The 18,599-nt window shown below is 62.2% G+C and carries 13 protein-coding genes; 7 read left to right on the forward strand and 6 right to left on the reverse strand.

Annotated elements, in window-relative coordinates:
• Nucleotides 1–218: 218 nt before the first annotated feature.
• The gene (locus VGG64_20355; GenBank protein HEY1601966.1) at nt 219–1,238 is read right to left on the reverse strand and encodes an isoaspartyl peptidase/L-asparaginase; all 1,020 of its coding nucleotides are present in this window, start codon (nt 1,236–1,238) and stop codon (nt 219–221) included.
• Nucleotides 1,239–1,597: 359 nt separating this feature from the next.
• On the opposite strand from VGG64_20355, the gene VGG64_20360 reads away from it, so the two are divergent.
• The 3 genes from VGG64_20360 (at nt 1,598) to VGG64_20370 (ending at nt 5,968) form a co-directional block, all read left to right on the forward strand.
• The gene (locus tag VGG64_20360) at nt 1,598–2,416 is read left to right on the forward strand and encodes a hypothetical protein (GenBank protein ID HEY1601967.1); all 819 of its coding nucleotides are present in this window, start codon (nt 1,598–1,600) and stop codon (nt 2,414–2,416) included.
• Nucleotides 2,417–2,653: 237 nt separating this feature from the next.
• Nucleotides 2,654–2,860: a hypothetical protein gene (locus VGG64_20365; GenBank protein ID HEY1601968.1), complete on the forward strand. Its 207-nt coding sequence runs from the start codon at nt 2,654–2,656 to the stop codon at nt 2,858–2,860.
• 606 nt (nt 2,861–3,466) lie between these two features.
• The gene (locus VGG64_20370; GenBank protein ID HEY1601969.1) at nt 3,467–5,968 is read left to right on the forward strand and encodes a transporter substrate-binding protein; all 2,502 of its coding nucleotides are present in this window, start codon (nt 3,467–3,469) and stop codon (nt 5,966–5,968) included.
• 9 nt (nt 5,969–5,977) lie between these two features.
• Here VGG64_20370 and VGG64_20375 read toward each other — a convergent pair whose 3' ends face one another.
• From VGG64_20375 to VGG64_20390, 4 genes are all read right to left on the reverse strand, one after another.
• The gene (locus tag VGG64_20375; protein ID HEY1601970.1) at nt 5,978–6,778 is read right to left on the reverse strand and encodes an SDR family oxidoreductase; all 801 of its coding nucleotides are present in this window, start codon (nt 6,776–6,778) and stop codon (nt 5,978–5,980) included.
• Nucleotides 6,779–6,965: 187 nt separating this feature from the next.
• A complete protein-coding gene (locus VGG64_20380) occupies nt 6,966–7,559 on the reverse strand; it encodes a transposase (GenBank protein ID HEY1601971.1) in 594 nt (197 codons plus the stop codon).
• Between the two features lie 129 nt (nt 7,560–7,688).
• Nucleotides 7,689–9,035, reverse strand: a complete 1,347-nt coding sequence (locus VGG64_20385) for a DUF1552 domain-containing protein (protein ID HEY1601972.1) — start codon at nt 9,033–9,035, stop codon at nt 7,689–7,691.
• Nucleotides 9,035–11,353, reverse strand: coding sequence for a DUF1592 domain-containing protein (locus VGG64_20390; GenBank protein HEY1601973.1), 2,319 nt, complete (start codon nt 11,351–11,353; stop codon nt 9,035–9,037). The genes VGG64_20385 and VGG64_20390 overlap by 1 nt, the downstream gene beginning before the upstream one ends.
• Nucleotides 11,354–11,695: 342 nt before the next feature.
• Between VGG64_20390 and VGG64_20395 the strand changes: the two genes are divergently transcribed.
• The gene (locus VGG64_20395) at nt 11,696–12,775 is read left to right on the forward strand and encodes a hypothetical protein (protein HEY1601974.1); all 1,080 of its coding nucleotides are present in this window, start codon (nt 11,696–11,698) and stop codon (nt 12,773–12,775) included.
• A gap of 26 nt (nt 12,776–12,801) precedes the next feature.
• Here VGG64_20395 and VGG64_20400 read toward each other — a convergent pair whose 3' ends face one another.
• Nucleotides 12,802–13,191: a response regulator gene (locus VGG64_20400; GenBank protein HEY1601975.1), complete on the reverse strand. Its 390-nt coding sequence runs from the start codon at nt 13,189–13,191 to the stop codon at nt 12,802–12,804.
• 1,254 nt (nt 13,192–14,445) lie between these two features.
• On the opposite strand from VGG64_20400, the gene VGG64_20405 reads away from it, so the two are divergent.
• The 3 genes from VGG64_20405 (at nt 14,446) to VGG64_20415 (ending at nt 18,511) form a co-directional block, all read left to right on the forward strand.
• The gene (locus VGG64_20405) at nt 14,446–15,933 is read left to right on the forward strand and encodes a hypothetical protein (GenBank protein ID HEY1601976.1); all 1,488 of its coding nucleotides are present in this window, start codon (nt 14,446–14,448) and stop codon (nt 15,931–15,933) included.
• Nucleotides 15,934–16,019: 86 nt separating this feature from the next.
• A complete protein-coding gene (locus tag VGG64_20410) occupies nt 16,020–17,081 on the forward strand; it encodes a hypothetical protein (protein HEY1601977.1) in 1,062 nt (353 codons plus the stop codon).
• 197 nt (nt 17,082–17,278) lie between these two features.
• Nucleotides 17,279–18,511 carry a hypothetical protein gene (locus VGG64_20415; protein ID HEY1601978.1) on the forward strand — a complete coding sequence of 411 codons (1,233 nt, stop codon included), beginning with the start codon at nt 17,279–17,281 and terminating at the stop codon, nt 18,509–18,511.
• Nucleotides 18,512–18,599: the final 88 nt, after the last annotated feature.

The raw sequence follows: 18,599 nt of genomic DNA on the forward strand, positions 1-18,599 counted from the left end.
TGGCGCCAATCGTCGTTGACAAACCGCAACGCACTCAGGCCGAAATCGGCTAAGAGGCGAGTATGCCGTAAGTGCTGGCCTGATTTCAAGGGAAGAAATCAAAGATCGTGGGTGCCACGGTTGGCTTGTCCAACCGAGTGCATTGCAGAGTGACCTGCCGTCTCAGGGCGCTTCGTGCGCCAGACCGTTCATCATTCCGCCTTCATCATTTCCTCAGTTCATTTCCCCAACTTGATTTCCACCTTGCCGGCGGAGTCGGTCGCGGCGCGGGCCATGCCGGTCGTGTTGAATTGCATCGAGATGTGCCCCTGGCCGTCGACGGCGATCAGCCCACCGGTGTCGGGCTGTAGCACGTCGTCGATCACCACGTGTACGGCCTTATCCAAGGGAAACTCTTTGTACTGCATCAAAGCGGCCACGTGAAAGGCGATACTGTTACGGATGAAATACTCTCCGGTGCCCGTGCAGCTGACGGCACAGGTGGCGTTGTCGGCGTAAGTGCCCGCGCCCAGGATTGGCGAATCGCCGACGCGGCCCCACCGTTTGTTCGTTAGTCCGCCGGTCGACGTGCCGGCTGCCAGGTTGCCGTGCTTATCGAGCGCCACGCAGCCGACCGTTCCTTTGTGGGCTTTGGCCTGGCGTTTTCTCTTTTCTTTTTCGACGGCCTCTTGCCACTGCTGACGGCGATCATCGGTGCTGAAGTAACTGTTCGGCACGCGCTCGATCTGGGGCTTATCGCGCATCTCGTCGGCAAAACTTTCTGCTCCTACGCCCAGCAACAGCACATGCGGCGTTTCGGTCATTACCAGGCGGGCCAGCGAAATCGGATTCTTGACCGTGGTGACTCCCGCGACGCCGCCTCCTTGATGTGTCGCACCGTCCATGATCGAGGCATCGAGCTCGTGGTGGCCGGCACTATTAAAAACCGCGCCGCGGCCGGCATTGAACAACGGATCGTCCTCGAGCGCACGCAACGTCTGCTCGACCGTGTCGAGCGACGTGCCGCCAGCGGCCAGTATTTTGCGGCCCACATCCAAGGCCTTTTCTAAGGAGTCGTGGTAGTGGCGTTTCTCGTCGCCCGAAAGCTTGTCTGGCTCGACGCCGGCTCCGCCGTGGATGGCGATGGCGAATTCAGGCTTGTTCATAGGTTGATCGGCGGCGGTGGCAGGTTTGCAAAACAAAGCGGCCCCTATCAGCAGAGCGCTCAGGCAGAACTGCGTGCGACAGAATGTCGTCATCGGTGAAAAGCTCCTGGGGCATGCTGCGACGTACAGGCGGCTTGGCATCGCATAGGTTACAATCAGCTCGCGCCGCGAGCCAGTGGCGACAACCGGGCAGTAGCCGGATGAACTAGCGACCGCTGAACTGGTGCCTCGTCAACGCTTAAATTTCGGGTTGGGGTTCCATGGCCACGCTCGTCGTGGCCATGCCGAAGCATCCTGAGAATACGTGTCTACAGAAGGAGCATGCTCACGCAAGCGTGAGCATGGCACCCGAACATTTGGATTTGACGCAGCACTAGCGACCGCCGACATTGCAAAAAGTCGTGTGCCGCGATTGCACGGCCGCCCGTCACGATCCTAGGAAGGAGCCTGTCATGCTCAAAACGATTCTGATCGCGCTCGTGCTAGGGTTTCTCTCGTGTGGACTAATGTGCGGCGGAATCTTCTATTTCTCGTTCGAATCGGGCGCGAAGCACCAAGACCAATTCTTTACCACCATCTCGACGGGTAACTCAGCGCAAGTCGAGGCGCTACTCGCCCCGTCGTTGCGAGCGAAGGTCGACGAACCGCTGTTGGCGGCCTGGATCGCCTCGATCAACAAAAACCTCGGCCCATTTCAGAAGCTGAGCAGTACCGATTTCTCGACATTTTCGCGTCTCGGTCCCAACGGCAAACAGCTCGACACGAAAGGAACCGTGGAATTCGCGCAAGGCACGGCCAAGTCGCGGTTAGTGTTCGTCAATAATCTCGTCGAGGAATTCACAGTCACCTCGCCCCAGCTTCCCGACGATTGGTGGGTGCCGGCCGCGGAGAGCGACTTTTACCAGCGGCGCGGCGAAGAGTTTCTGACCGCGCTGCTGCGGGGCGATACTCCCAAGGCATTCTCACTGGTCGATCCCGCGCTGCAGCAGGTCACACCGCAAGAAAAGATGGCAGACTTGGCAGAGACATTCGTGGCCAAAGAGGGACTCCCGCAACAGATCGATTACGCCGCGCGCCGGGTTGAGGCCAAAGCCGCGCATCAGCTGCGGATCTTTTACAAGCTGCCCGAAAAAGAGGGGGAGACGTTCGCCTCGGTCTCTTTCGTATTCAAAGAGCTGCAAGCACAGATCGTCGATTTCGAACTGGGGGTCGATGCGGCCGAGATCAAGGACGCAGCCGCGCCACGTGCCGTGCCGGAAACGGCCTTGTAAGAGACGATGGCGCGCAGATCGTTCTGCTAGCACGCGCCGGCGTGGTTTAGCCTGCTGGCACAGGGCGGAATTCGCCTTGCCGCGTCTGGGATATTTGGGCACAATTCGGCCCGCGCCTGGCAAGCTGCCCATGATCGGCGCGACGATTTTCGTCGCGTGAAGCCAGTTCGCCAGCGGTTTGCGCGCGGAGCGCCGCCGCGAGGATGGATTGTAACAGAACTGACAAGGAGGTCCGACATGATACGAAGCATAGTGATGCTCGGCGTTTTGGGCGCGGTGCTGGTTGGCGCCGGCATTTTGCATGTGAACTACAACAAGGACACCGGCAGCGCCACGGTCTCGATCGATAAGAAGAAGGCCGAGCACGCCGCCGCCGAAGTCATTGACGAGGCGAAGGTCCTGGAAGCCAACCTGGAAAGCGGTCAGCAGCAGACCACCAAGTAAGGCCGGCGGATTGCCGTCACGGCTGGGGCAACAACAGTCGCCCGCGGGCACCGGTCGCCGGTGGCACCCGTGGCGAGTGGTACCGTGGATTACGGTCAGCCTGCGACCATCGTGCAGCGCTTGTTCAGCAGCATTGCCGCACGGGGGCGCTGCGCGTCTACTGCGCCCGGCTTGTGAGATTCCATGAGGCTATCGTCCCGCGGTTTCTCGGCCGGGGACGATAGCTGTTTTTGGAGCGCCGCGCCCGGCATCGAATTTCAGCCGGCCCGAATCTGTACTAGAGCCTCGACCCGCGATCGTAATGCGCGGCCACAGGAAGCTCCCCCTGCTGCGGTGGCATCGAAATCACCCCAGTACGACCTTGGATTCGGGTGTTAACGGCTATAGTGGTGCTTGATCATCCCCTGCCTGGGGGCAACTGCGGCCAAAAATGGGCTACCTTTGCATGAGGTGCGTATTCCCAAGAAGGGCGGCGCGGATTCTCTGCGATGCCGTCCCCAGCGACACGCGACGCGGCGGTCCGCTCAGGAGTGTTCGAGGCAGGCAATTTGCGATCGAGTCGAGTATAGTCGTCACCAAACGCAGCGGTCCGAACAGACAGCAATCATGACGACCGACTCTCGCATCACAGACTTGCTCTCTCGCTGGGACTCGCTCCGCGAGCAGGGGCAAACATTGTCTGTGGAAGAACTGTGCGGCCAACATCCGGAGCTCGCCGACGAGCTGCGCAAGCATCTCGAACTGGCCGATCGTCCGTCGGGCTCGGTCAATGAAACTCTCAACGAGCCGGCGACCGCCGAATCAGACCCCTCGAGCGAAGTCGCCAAGGCCAGTCCGCGTACCAAGACAAACTATCCGAACGTGCCCGGCTATGAGTTCGTCGGCGAGTTGGGCCGCGGCGGCATGGGCGTCGTCTACAAGGCGCGGCAAACGAATCTGAATCGCCTGGTGGCCATCAAGACCATCCTGGCGGGAGAGCAGGCGGGCACGCGCGACCGGGCGCGATTCTACGCCGAAGCCGAAGCCGTCGCGCGGCTCGGCCATGCCAACATCGTGCAGATCTATGACATCGGCGAGTGCGACGGCGCACCGTATTTCTCGATGGAGTTTGTCGACGGCCCTAGCCTGCATCGCCGGCTGGAAAGCAAGCCCGTCGATGCGACCACCGCGGCATTGCTGATCGAGACGGTGGCGCTGGCGATCGACTATGCACATCAGCGCGGAATCGTGCATCGCGATCTGAAGCCCGCCAACATTCTGATGGCGGGACCGGCGGACGCCTCGTTGCAAGATTGCACGCCCAAGCTCACCGACTTTGGCCTGGCGCGGCAACTGCAAGAAGACGTGCGCTTGACGCAGACCGGCGTCGTGTTGGGAACGCCCTGCTACATGGCGCCCGAGCAGGTCGAAGACCCCACGGCCGATATTCATCCCACGGTCGACGTTTATGGCTTGGGTGCATTACTGTACGAGCTATTGACGGGTCGACCGCCGTTTTCGGCGCCGACGAATTTCGAGACCATGCGACAGGTCGTCACGGACGCGCCCACCAAACCATCCTTGTTGCAGCCTTCGGTGCCGCGCGCTCTCGAACAAATTTGCATGAAGTGCCTGGAGAAGCGGCCCAAGGACCGCTATCCCTCGGCGCAAGCGCTGGCCGACGATCTGGCGACGTTCCTCGAAGGAGAACATCCCTCGGCGGCGCTCGAGCGGCCCAGCGGAATGCGTCGCTGGCGCGGACGCCGCCCGATATCTTCACGGGGAGGGCGGGGCCAATCACGGGCCGAGCGCAACTGGCAACTAACGATGATCGGCCTGCTGTCGTTGGTCGTCATCATGATGGGAATTGCCGGACTGGTTCATCATCGCAACAAACATCACGAATCTGCCGACGGCGCAGGCGCGACGGCGCTACCCGTGATCCCCCTGGCGCCGATCCGCGTGGGCGTGCTGCACTCGCTGACCGGCACGATGGCCATCAGCGAATCGGCCGTCGTCGACGCCACGCTGTTGGCGATCGACGAACTGAACGAACAGGGAGGCCTGCTGGGGCGGAAGATCGAAGCCATCGTGCGCGACGGCCGCTCGGACTCTGCCACCTTTGCCGCCGAGGCAAAGAAGCTGATCAAAGACGAGGGCGTCTGCACGGTTTTCGGCTGTTGGACTTCGGCCAGCCGGAAGACGGTGCTCCCCATCTTCGAGACCAACGACAACCTGCTCGTGTATCCCGTGGAGTTCGAGGGATTGGAGGAATCAACCAACGTCGTCTATATCGGCGCGGTACCCAACCAGCAGATCATTCCGGCCGTGAAATGGTGCTTTGCCTTTCTGGATCGGCGGCGATTCTTTTTGATCGGTTCCGACTATGTATTTCCGCGTGCCGCCAACGAGATCGTCAAGGATGAATTGAAGAAGCTGAAAAGTTCGGGGGTCGAAGTCGTCGGCGAGGCTTACATTCCGATGGGAGAGACCGATTGCGCCGACGTCATCCGCCAGATCAAGGAAGCGCGGCCCGACGTCATACTGAATTCCATCAACGGCGACAGCAACATCGCCTTCTTCCGCGCGCTGCGGACCGCGGGGATCAAACCGGGAGAGGTGCCGGTCGTGTCGTTCTCGATCGGCGAGCAAGAATTGCGCAGCATGAAGATCGAGGACGTGGTCGGCGACTATGTAGCGCGCAACTACTTCCAAAGCACCGACCGGCCGGAAAATCAGAAGTTCCTGGAACGATTCTGGGCCCGCTACGGCCAACAGCGGGTCGTCGGCGACGCGATGGAATCTGCCTATCTGGGCGTACACCTGTGGGCGCAAGCCGTAGCGAAGGCGGGCACGGACGACGCGATGAAAATCCGCGACGGGTTTCGCGGCCAGGAGTATCTTGGCCCGGGCGGACGCGTGTATGTCGATCCTGTGCTGCTGAATACGCACCGCATCTCGCGCATCGGGCGCATTCGCTCGGACGGTCAGTTCGATGCCATCTCTGGATCCGAAAGCCCGGTCGCGCCCGAAATTTTTCCCAAGACGCGTACCCGCGAACAGTGGGAAGCGTTCTTGGAGTCGCTCTACGACAAGTGGGACCACAGTTGGAGTGGCCCCACCGAATAGCCGCCGCGCCTACGACTGCGACGGAGCCTTGTGCTCTGGCATCCCCGGCAGGCTGGCCCGCAACCGTTGCATGCCGCGCAGCCAACGGTCGTAGTCAGCCGCCTTGCGACGAAAGAACTCGGCGACTTCCGGATGGGGCAGGATCAGGAATTGCTCGGTGGCGAGCCCCTTCACCACGGCATCGGCCACGTGCTCTGGATCGACGGCCCCCTCGCGCAGAAACACGGCGATCGGATCGTCCGTGCCCATCAGCATGTTCGTGCGGACACCCAGCGGGCACAGACAAGAGACCTTGATGCCGGCGTCGGCGTAGGTGATCGCCAGCCAATCGGCCAAGCCCACGGCGGCATGTTTGGTGGCCGAGTACGGCGCCGAACTCATCTGCGTCAGCAATCCCGCGGCCGATGCGGTTTGCAGCAGGTAACCGCGTCCGCGCGCGATCATGCCTGGCAGCACGGCCCGCGCGGCATACACGTGGCCCATCACGTTGATCTGCCAAATGCGCTGCCAGTCGCCGTCGGGCGCGTCGATGCCGCCGCCGGTCTCGATGCCGGCGTTCGAGCAAAACAAATCGATCGCGCCGAACTTCTCGGTGGTCCGGGCGACCAGTGATTGCAAATCGGCCGAAATGCAAACGTCGGTCCGCACGGCCAGTCCGCCAATGTCGCGGGCGACCTGCTGCGCGGCGGCCTCGTCGAGATCGGCCACCACAACGCCCCGCGCACCATCGGCCGCAAAGCGCCGGCACAGCGCGCGGCCGATGCCATGGGCGCCTCCGGTGACGACGATGACCTGGTCCTTGATTTGCATGATGTAAGGCCGCCTTGAGCAAAGACTGTGATTGATCCGCCGGGCACTCAGCCGGCGGGGACGCTCGTCAAACTACCGGCGCGCAGGACCAGCGCCTAGAGACAAGACAATGTAAGTTGCGAGCGCGACTTATAGATTGTCGAGTTCCGCGGGTGCCATGCCCACGCTCGCCGTGGGCATGACGAATTCAAGGAAACCGTTGAGAAAGATCGAGCGGCATCAGGCTCGGGAGACGATCACGGTCGATCTCCAAGGGCTCGTTTTCTCCCGTGGCCCAGGCTCGCGCGCTGGACCAATTCCACGATTCTGGTGACGTCGCAAGCCCGCGCCGCACCGGGTTGTTGTGTACATATTCGATTTTCTCGTAGACATCGCGCAGGCTGCGGAGATTGCGGTCGTAGCCCCCGCCGCGCTGCCAGAAACGGTACGATCTTCGTCCGCTCGGCCGAACGTCTTCGAGCATCGCAAGAAAATCGGGCGACGTTTCCGCCAGGTAACGCAGGGCCTTTTTCGAAACCGACTGTTTAACTGTTGATAGTATTTGCGCAACTTTTACATCTTGCTTTGGGCGCATCACGATATGTACGTGCTCGGGCATAACTACAAAGGCCCACAGGTCAAATTGGCCACGTTGTCTTGCGAGGGCCAATGCATCGACAAACCACTGACAGCTGCGCGGCTTTGAAAGCAGCGGCAACCGATGAAAGCAAGAAAACGTCAGACAATGCACATCGCCGGGCGAGTCGAAATGAACGAGCCGCTTGCGATGTGGGAGTGTCATTGTCGAATCCGTAGTCCGTTCGGCATGCCCACGCCAGCGTGGGCATGGCACCCGGTGGGAACGTTCGTCAAACTACTGGCGCGCACGGCCAGCGCCTAGAGATCAGAGCCGGAGAAGTGCGAGCGCCAATTACAGATCTTCGACGCGGCCGGTGCTGTCGCCCAGATGGTCGGCATGCGCGTCGATGCGATCCAGTAGCGACAGCCACAGATTATTGAGCGGCGTTTCCTTGTCGAGCTTGACGTGCCGGCCGGCTTGAATGGTGCCGCCGCCGCGCCCCGCGACCAAGACCGGCAGATTGTCGTGATTGTGGGCGTTGCCGTCTCCCAGGCCGCTGCCGTAGGCGATCATCGCCTGATCCAGCAGCGTGCCGTCTCCCTCGCGAACCGAGTGCAGCTTGTCGAGCAAGTAGGCCAGATTCTCGACGTGAAATTTGTTGATCTGGCTGATCTTGGCGTGCTTCTCTTTGTCGCCGCCATGATGAGACAGATCATGATGTCCCTCAGGCACGCCGATGAACGAATAGCTGCGATTGCTGCCCGCATTGCCAAACATAAAGGTCGCCACGCGCGTCAGATCGGCTTGGAACGCCAACACCAGCAGATCGCTCATCAGCCGCATGTGCTCGGCATGCTCCTGCGGGATGCCATCGGGCCGATCGAATTTCGGTAGCTCGCGCGTGGCTGTCTGCTCGGCACGTGTAATCCGCTGCTCGACTTCGCGCACCGCGGTCAGGTACTCGTCCATTTTGCGTTGATCGGTGGCGCCCAGTTGTGACTTCAACCGGCTGGCGTCTTCGCGGACGAAATCCAAGATGCTCTTTTGATACTGCTGCCGATTCGCGCGGGCCTGCTCGGTCTCGGTGCTCGGCCGGGCGCCGAAGAGACGTTCGAAGACCAGGCGCGGGTCGACTTCCTTGGGAAGCGGCGACGTCGCCGACCGCCAGGCCATGTTGGACGAATACGCACAGCTATAGCCCGAATCACAATTGCCCGATTGCGCGCCCCGGTCGACACCCAGTTCGAGCGAGGCAAACCGCGTGCGATGGCCGACTTGTTGAGCGGCCACTTGATCGGCCGAAACGCCGATGTGGATATTCGCGCCGTTGGTTTTATAGGCCTGGCAGCCGGTCAGAAAGCTCGACAGCGCGCGGGCGTGATCGCCGGCGCCGTCGCCATTGGCGCGCCCTTTGTCTTGGGCGAGCCCGCTGAAAACCGTCACCTGTTCACGATGCGCCGCCAGCGGCGCCAACGTCGGCGGCAATTCAAAGTCACGGCCGGTCGTCGTGGGGGACCAGTTCGGCAGATGGACACCGTTCGGGACATAGACGAATGCCAGCCGTCGCGGCAAGGTCGCCAGTGCCGTCGCCTCGGCCCGCGCCCGCAACGGCAACACCGCGTCGAATAGCGGTAAAGTCAGGGCCGTTCCCAACCCCTTCAACACGGTACGTCGCGAGAGATGATTGTGGCCAGGCATCATTCGACTCCTTGCGCGCGTCGCATCTGAAAGGGCTCGCTTCTTACAACATCTAACACCAACGACGAGAACTTGTATTCTTGCGTTTTCAAATGGCTGGTGATGTCGTACACCGCCTGCGTATCGTAAGCCTCCAGCCCGCGGCCCAGGGCGTAGGTTAACATCTTCCGCACCAGGCTGCGAGCAAACAGCTCGGGCCGGGCCTTGAGAATGTCCCGCAATTCGGCACCGCCGGAAAAGCTCTTGCCGCCGGGCAGCGTGCCCGAGGCGTTGATCTCGTGATCGTCGTCACGATCGCGCCAGGCGCCTACGGCGTCAAAGTTCTCCAAGGCAAAGCCCAGCGGGTCCATGCGGGCGTGGCACGAGGCGCAGCTCGCGTTGGCGCGATGCTGTTCCATTTTCTGACGCAGGGTCCCTTCCAGCTTTACCTGTTCCAGCTCTTGCACGCCCGGAGGGGGTGGAGGAGGGGGCGTTCCCAGGATCTGCTCCATGATCCATTTGCCACGTTTCACCGGCGAGGTGCGCGTGGGGTTCGAGGTGACCGTCAGTACGCTGGCCTGCGTGATCACGCCGCCGCGGCGACGATCCGGTAGCGCCACACGGCGGAACTCTTTCCCCTCGACACCTTCGATGCCGTAGTGCTTGGCCAACCGCTCGTTGAGAAAGGTGTAATCGGCGTCCAACAAATCGAGCACGCTGCGATCGTCGTGCACGATGCTGGCGAAGAACATCTCGGTCTCGCGCAGCATCGCCGCACGCAACTCGTTGTCAAAACCTTTGAATCGTTTGCGATCCGGCGACGCCAGGCTCAGGTTGCGGAGTTGCAGCCACTGCCCGGCGAAGTTTTCCACGAGCGCCTGCGACTTTGGGTCGGCCAGCATCCGCTTGACTTGCGCTTCGAGCACCTCGTCGCGCGAGAGTTGCCCCGCTTCGGCCAGGCGAAACAGCTCTTCGTCGGGCATGCTGTTCCACAAAAAGTACGACAGCCGCGCGGCAAGCTGATGGTTATCGATCTGGTGCACCGGTAGATCGCGGCCGCTGCCAGCGTCGAGTTCGACCCGAAATAGGAAATAAGGCGAGACGAGCGCCGCCTGTACGGCCAGCCGAATGCCCTCCTCGAACGAGTCGCCGTTGGCGCGAGCCAGCAGATAGAAATGAGTCAGTCGCTCCACCTCTTCCGACGTGACCGGGCGGCGATACGCACGGCTGCCGAAGCGGGTCAGAATCTCCCGGGCGCAGGCTTCCTCGTCTCCCGCCGGTTCGCGAAAGATAATCCGCCGGTGCGGCGCGGGGGGCGGACCGATCTCACCGTAAGGGCCATCGACTTCGATCCACTCGATGATCAGATTTCGGTCGCGCCGTGCCGGATCGGGCTCTTCGAGATCGACAAAGTTGTTGATATACGCGGCAGCCACGCGCTGCTTGCCGGACGTGATATGGGTGCGCGTTTCAAAAACCGCCGGACTGTCGGCCACGGCTTTGACGTCGAACGTGAACACATCCTGCCCGGCCACCCGCAAAGTCATCCGCGCCGGTTCTGATCCGGCTTGCTCGGCATAGGCGCGGCAGCGGACAATATATTCGCCATCGGCCGCGAACGTTGGCTCGACGAAGACTTCTCCCTCGGTGTTCAGGCGGCCGGCCGGTGCCCCTTTGGCGCCCGTCAGGGTCGATCGCATTTGTCCGGCCGCGAAGCGACGTGTCGTTGGGTCAGGGGGCCATTGCGTGACGATCGCCTCGCTGGCAATCTTCTCGGCAGCAGCCAGATACTTCTCGAGCAGGATCGGCGGCATCGACAGCACGTCGCCGATGTTGTCGAAGCCATAGCCCACGTCGTCCGATGGAAAATCTTCGGCCGGCTTGAACGCCACGCCTACCAGGTCGCGGATCGTGTTGTCGTACTCGGCCCGATTCAAGCGGCGAATCGTCACGCGCCCCGGGTCGCGATGACCGGTCGTTCCCAACGTGGCCAGTTGGCCGATGACCCAGGAGTTGACCGCGGCGATTTCGTCGGCCGTGGGCTGCGGCTGATCCTCGGGGGGCATGATGCCGGCTTCAAGGTATTCGACGACTTGCGCCCAGTGCTCGCGATCCTTCCGCAGGGCCGCAGCGTCGGCGACGCCGTCGAGCGAAAGCGCGGCCTTGGGCTCGTCGCCGCCGTGGCAGCCGGTGCAGTATGTGGCCAGAAACGGTTGCAGCTTCTCTGCAAAAAACTTGCCATCGCCCGCAGAGACGTCTGCCCCGAGCGCGATCGTCGCGGCAACGAGGCCGATGATCGTGATCGGCAGGCGCAGACGTGGCAAATCGCAAGGCTGCATGAGTCGAAGCATTGGCTGGCGGGATGCGCGCGCAGGTGGACGCCCGCGCGGGTGGGGACAGTCACACCCACCATTGTATAAAGCCGCGTCGATGCGTGTCCATGCGGCAGTTCCGTCTGGCGAGGCGCGAGCAAAACCGACAGGTTCCGCGTCCCACGCCTGCACCCTCCCCAGAATGTGGCAAAAAACGGGGGGGACTGGCAGCATTCTCTCGCGCGATTCACCGAGCCAAATAAATGGCTGACTTCTCGTCTTCGCAATTCCTGGAATCCGTCGCCACCCGGGGTCGGAATGGCTAGGCTAAAGGTCGCGTCGCGAAAAGCTCAATCGGGGGAGACATTCATGATGAAATCTGCTTGCTCGTCGCCTGCTCGCGCTGGCTATGCGGGGGTCGCCTTGGTCACCTTCGTTCTGGCCATGCCGGCTCGCGCGGCCGACGATCGACAGGTCAAGGTTCAACCGGATGCCCTGCACTTCGGCACGGTTCGCCAGGGCGCTATTGCCGAAGGTAGCGTGCGGGTCTTGATGAAAGGGGATTCGGCCGACGGCATTGACGCGCGGGCCGAAGCACCTGCATTCTTGAAAGTGCTCGACGTCAAGACCGGCACGCATACTTACAGCAACCTGGGATCGAGAGTCTATTGCGACGTGATGGTTGCGGTTGATACCGAGAAGGTGGGAAATTTCGCTGGCTTGCTCCGGCTTCACGTGGGCGGCGAATCCGTGTCACCGCGGGTCACCGTAACCGTCGCGCCGCGGGCCGCCGAATCGATCCGGATCCTGGTGGCCAATACTCCGTTCGAAAAGTTCTCGACGTCCGATAGCCACATTTTCGACACCTGGAAAGAGATCGTCGAGACGGGCAATCTGGACCCAGATTATCTGGACCTTGGGCAGGGACCGGTGCTGCGCAATCTGGACTTGTCGCAGTATGACGTGATTTTCCTCTCGGGCGGGGGTATCGTCGGCATTCACGAGGAGGACTACGCCCGGTTAAAAGATTTCATCGTGCAGGGGGGCCACGTGGTCATTGCCGCCAGCCATTTCATGGGCGGCTCGGTCCCGAAGGCGAATCGTATCTTGGCCGAATGTGGGCTGCAGATGCGCGATTCGGAATTGCAGGACGAGGTAGTGATCGGCAAGGCAAAGGATCTACCTCGTTCCGAATTCACCGAGGGGGTGACGTCGTTGCGCGTGCACCGGCTGACGCCCGTAAAGGTCGAAGAGGGGGCCACGGCCACGTACTTGATCAAAGGCGCGCCCGATGGCGAAGGCTTTGCGGCCCTGGGTCGATTCGGCAAGGGGAGCGTGGTGGCGTTAGGCGTTCCGCTGTGGTGGAGTTGGATCGCCGGCGAACGGGCCACGAACGCGGACAATGCCCGGTTCCTGCAAAACGTCTTGAGCCGAACCAAGGCTCGGTAGCGGACAAATCGCGTGGAAATAACGGCCTACGAGCCGACGGGGCCGTGGTCGGTGATTCCTTCCACGGCTTGCCGCACGGCGTCGACCAGTTGCCGGGGCTCGAAGGGTTTTTCGAGCAATTGAAAGACGTTCAAGTCCTCGATCTGCTGCCGCACCATACTGGCGCCCAGCCCCGTGATGAAAATGATCCGCAGGTCGGGAAACCGTTTGCGTAGCACGCGCGCCAGGTCGGCGCCGGTGCTGCGGTCGCCAATCAGCCAGTCCGCCACCAGAACATCGGGCCGAAAATCCGTGCTTTGATTGGCCGCATCCAGAGCCGTTGCTACGGCTACGACTTCGTTGCCAGCTTGAGTGAGGAAGAACTTCAGACTGGCTCGGTAGCCCGCCTCGTCGTCGACAACTAACACCTTCGCCATACGGCGCCTCCCGCGGGAAGGGCGTTTGATGTGCGTGCCACGCCTCACACCGACGTCTGCTCCCTTGCCAGGAGCAGCTCGCAAATCAGCAAGGCGAGGCCCGCCACGAAACGCGACCGCAAGACAAGCACCGGATCGATGCGCAGCACTTTTATCTGTCAGCAGGGGCGCAGGCCCAATGCCAACCAGCACCGGCCAACCAATAGCGGCGCAGTGTGCGCGGGCGCACGCCGAACTGGTCAGCCTTTACTGAGAAAAAGTCGCAACGCTAAGACCGGCGCGCCGTGCGTGTGGCAGGCGTCACCTTATTGCTTGATGCACCACATCAACTGACGGATCTCGACCGAACGCATAGCCGACAAGACCTGTGGGTCGTGCCGTTGCCTCCTCTGCGTTGTTTCCGCCGTGTGTCTCCCGCTGCGCTTTGCCTGCCCGGCCTGCCGCTTCTCCGCCGAATGGCGGTACCCCGATAAAGCGCCAACCACGAGTGAGCTGCGAAAATAGATTCGCGAATTCTAGCAACTCGGCGGAGCACAATTCAAGTCCATTCTGCGCGCTTTCTTTTTCGCATGGTGGTTTTCAACTAACAGGAATTCATCCCCCGATGCGTCGCACGCAAAGGGCCATACACGCTTCGGGCGTCGATCATTTTCGCGCCTCGTTTCGCAGCGCCTCGCTGCGCCGCGGCCGCACTGTTCGGTCGCAGCCCTCATAACTTCGCGTCCGGGTCCATCCGCCCGTCGTGGTGTCGGATCCGGAAATTTTTGATCGGCAACGGCGCGTGGGCAGATTCACGACGCGATTGTTCACGCGCACGTTACCTACCGTACACCGCATTCGTTCTGGCGCGCGAGAGCGACGATGCGGCAAGCTTCAAAGCGTTGGCGCGACGTCACGCACGGTCGTACACGAACGTGTGACCATGGGCGCGCCCTTTAGGTAAACCGCATTGCGCCACCGGCGCCCGCCAACTCGAACGACCATGCTCCGCCGGCCCGTCAGTGCGCCGCGCTTTCTCGGTCTCAGCGAGGCCTTCGGCTACGCCTCGGCGAACGATTGGCGCCTGCGGCGGATCGCCAGAAGGTTACTACGGGATACCGCAAAGGAGGGGGATGCTAGCGTGGTCCTCATGCCACGCTCATCATGTCGGCCCTCGCTGGGAATGCCGGTAAAAGCTCGGGCACGGCCGCTATAGGCGGATTTCAACTACCGCTGATAGACTGAGGACGGATATGGTCCGAGCCGGAGTCCTTCATGTCCCGCATTTCGTCTTGCGCCTCCTGCCACGGCGACTTTCTGATTCCTGGAGCTTCGCAGCCCAAGGATCAGATGCGTTGCCCGTTGTGCAATGCGCAGTTCCTGGTGCAGGATGTGCTTGCTGGCAGCATTTTTGCGCCGCCCGAGGCGATACCGGTCGCACCCTCGGGCGCTAGCCTGAGGGCGAGCGCCGGGGCACGGCAACCGCGGCCGGCCGAGCCGGTCGACTTCGATGCCGAGACGATCGACGTCCAACCGCCGCAGCGCCGCAAGCAGCCCGGAATCTTTGCGCATCTCATCGGCATTGTCGGCGGGGGCATTCTTGGTCTCTCGCTGGGATATTTGGGGCTGTTGCGCTTTGGCGGGCCGCAGTACGACTTTCTGCACATTGGCAACAAACTGCCTCCCTGGGTCACGGCCCCCTTACCGCGGCTGTTCCCTGGGAAAGATGACGCCGGATTGGAACCGCCTCGTCACGAGCGCGGACTCGAAGATCTGCTGAACCAGCCAGACCAACCCCCTACGGTAGACTTGCAACCTGCCGGTGGACCCACGCCATTCGACACCGCGCCCCCATTTTCGCCGGCGCCTGGTTCTACATCGGCTCCTGTTTCATCGACTGCGCCCTTTTCAGCGCCGCCCTTCTCGGCGGCGCCGCCAGACGCCTCGATAATGCCGTCGCCACAGACTGTGCCGCCGGCCGATGCTTATCCGGTGCCGATGAACGAAGCGCCTCTACCGCAGGCGCAGCCCGGCGCGCCGCCATCCGCCGAAGCGCCGGCCAACCCGCCTCCGCCGCAGGGAGTTCGTCTTGGTCCGCGACAGTTCTCGGCCTATTCGGCCGAAGACCTGGCGTTGGCCGTGAACGAGGTCTCGGCCGCCTGGCGGTGCTCTGTTTGCAACGGAACTGGCCAAGGCGCGCGTCCCGTCGTCACCGGCGTTCGCGAAGCGGGGGGCCCCAAGGTTCAGCAAGCCGCTGATCACCGCGCGCCGTGCGACGCGTGCGGCGGCAAGCCGATTGCCAAGATGACGCCCGACCTGTACGCCAAGCTTTGCCACCTGGCGGAAGTCGTCACGTTTGTTTCCAAAGGCGATACCAGTGCCTGGAGTCAACGCGAGACGGTGCAAGGCCTGCTGGCGACAGCCGGCGCCGACCAAAAGGCGGCCGAAGCGATCGGCCGCTTGGCCGGCTTTCAGCTCGAACCAGGACATCATAAGGATCCCGGCATCGCGCTGGCCGGCACGGTCCAGGAAATGTCGCAGGTCGGCAGCCTGTTCGGCATGAAAATCGTGTTGTTCGGCCTCCCCAAAGTCGTCACGGTCGTCAGCTGGCGTCCGGCCCAGCCCGCCATTAACGTACACGACCGCGTGATCATTCTGGGGAGCATTGTGGAGAACCCCACCGAGAACCTGGTCGGCTACGAGGGGCGGCAGCCACAAGTCATCTGGGGCGGATTGCCCGCCAAGCTGTCGGCCCAGCCATAAGAGAGCGCGCAGCAGGATCATCTGGGCGGGCCACGTGCGGCGGTCGCCGCTAGCGCTTTCGCATGCAGCAGCAATGGTGAGCCATCATGCCCGACCCGGCCGACGAGACACCCGGCGAGACGCCTGATCCGGGCTACGCCGCCATAGCCAAGTATCTGCGCTATACGCTCTCGCTACCCGAGCGGGCCTTGCGATCGACGACGGCCGTGGTGGCCGGCGCGGCGCGTGAGAGCGCGGCATTGCTGGTGCCGCAAGCGTTTCAGAACTCGCAAAGCTATTCGGTCATGATCCGCCAAATGCTCGACTTCCTGGCCGAGGACGTCGGCGGTACGGCGCGCCCCGCGTCCGCTGCGACAGGCTCCGCCGATGTGCAGAACTTCGTGGCCCGCAAAGCGGTCGGCAACTTTATCGACATGGCGAACCTGGCGACGTTTCATATCTCGCCGGCTCTGTTATTGGCCGTGGTCAGCGACATTGCCTATGGCTCGCAGGCATATCTCGGCGAGTTGGCCGATCAACTGAAGCGCGAAGGCGTGATCGACCACAACAGCACGATCCATCACGTCGACGATCTACTGGACGCCGTGGCCAAGGCGTCGAGCACCACGGCCAATGCCTTCAACACGCCCCCATTGTCCGTCGACGGGCTGCGCGAGACGATCAACCAAACGCGCGAATCGTTACGTTCGATCGATCCCGCCACGGTGATCCCGCAAGCCGAGCTCGGGCGCCTCTGGAACGACATCCAAGAGATTGCCCAGCGCGAGCATGTTAGCCCGCTGGCGATCTCGGGCGCCATGACGTTGTTTGCCCTCACGAAGATGCAGACCGTGGCCCGCGGCGCACTTTCGGGCGTGCGCGTGGCGGGTCAATTGTTCGACCGGCATGTGATCGATCACTACGAATCGGCGCTGACCGAGATTCGCAACCGAGGGCTGTACGCCACGCTGCGCGAATCGAGCGCGCCGTATATCGATGCCGTTTGGCAGAACTTCTCGACCGACAAGGCGACGATTACCGAAGGCCTGCTCACGGGCGAGCTGTTGGGTCAAGGCTGGGCGGCCGTGCGCCGGTGGTTTGGCACGACAAAAGCGGAGGGGCCGCCGGAAGAAACGGACCCCGCGCTTAAGCCCGGGGACTCCATCTAGCCCGCGCCGGGCCGCCCGCAAGCCTTTCCCCCTTGGCACCCTCGTTTCTTTGCGGGACCGCGATCCGCGGCCTGTAGCGGCCGGGACATGTTCCGCCCCGAGCGCAGCTTTTTTCTGTAACACCCTGGAACACCTTGCGCTAGTGATACCTGGATGGATGAAGTACCAGGGTTCCTAAACTTGCAAGGGAGGTTCCAATGTTCGCGCACTTGAGAAACACGGTCTGCATGTTGTTCGCCACGGCTGTTTTCAGCATGGCTGCCAACCCGGCTGCGGCAGCCCGGTTGGGCGGAATGGGTGGCGGCGCCATGGCCCACGTGGGCAATTCGTCGCGCAGCCTGTCGGCGGCGACGGCCGGAAAATTGACCCCCAAGAACCTGACGTCGAACAAATTGAAGTTGGCCAACACCACCATTAATAAGGTCCCCGTCACGACGGTGTCGGCCCCACTGCTACCGACGAAACCCGTCTTCCCGATTGGGCCCGTAAATCCCGTGGTCCCGGTGAACCCGATCGGTCCCGTATACCCTGTCTTCCCTGTCGGACCGGTGAAGCCCGTGTTTCCCGTTAACCCTGTGTACCCCGTTGGTCCAGTGAAACCCGTGGGCCCAGTGAAGCCCATTGGGCCCGTGTACCCTGTGTTCCCCGTGGGTCCCGTGAAACCGATCGGCCCAATAAGCCCCGTGGGCCCCGGACTCCCTGTCGGCCCGACAAACCCCATTGGCCCGGTGAAACCGATCGGCCCAATAAGTCCCGTCGGTCCCGGGCTCCCCGTCGGCCCGACGAACCCCGTCGGTCCCGTGAATCCCGTTCAGCCGCCCGTGACCACGACACCTCCGACTTCGGGCAATCCGTATCCGGGTGGCTCCTACTCAGGCGGACTTGGCGGACTGTTGGGATTGCTGCCGCTGGGTGGCGGATTCGGAGGCGGGGCCGGTGGTGGATCTAGTGGCGGGGTTGGTGGTGGCGTCGACAGCGGATCGACAATGGTGGCGGACGCTCCGGCGACTCCTGCCGTTACGACCCCGATCGCAGCCACGTCAGGGATCGACTTGCAAATCGTCGATGTCCGGCTGATCGACAATGGCGATGCCAGCCGCCAGATTGGTCCCTGCTACCGTGTCACGTTCCGCAACGCCGGGTCGACAACCGTCGACCATGAGTTCAACGTGGCGTTGGTGGCTGCCGACGGTGCCAACCTGACATCGGACCTGCCACTGTCCGAGACACGTGTCGCTTCGCTCGCCAGTGGCGGCCTGAGCCACGTCGACGTGCGACTGCCGGTCACCGCTTTCCAAATGGGAGCCGATTCCCACAGCGAGTTCGGCAAGCTGTTCGTCTTCGTAGACAGCCATCGGGAAGTCAACGAAACGAATCGCGACAACAACGTGGCGGGCTTCGACCGTACGACGATTCAACCGGCGGCCTGAGTGCAGTACGAAATGCCATCGGCACATCGCAAGCGGGACGGTCTACGGACCGCCCCGCTTTTTTTCGTTTCTAGCGAGGCACGCGGCG

The sequence above is a fragment of the Pirellulales bacterium genome, assembly GCA_036490175.1.
Taxonomy (GTDB): domain Bacteria; phylum Planctomycetota; class Planctomycetia; order Pirellulales; family JACPPG01; genus JACPPG01.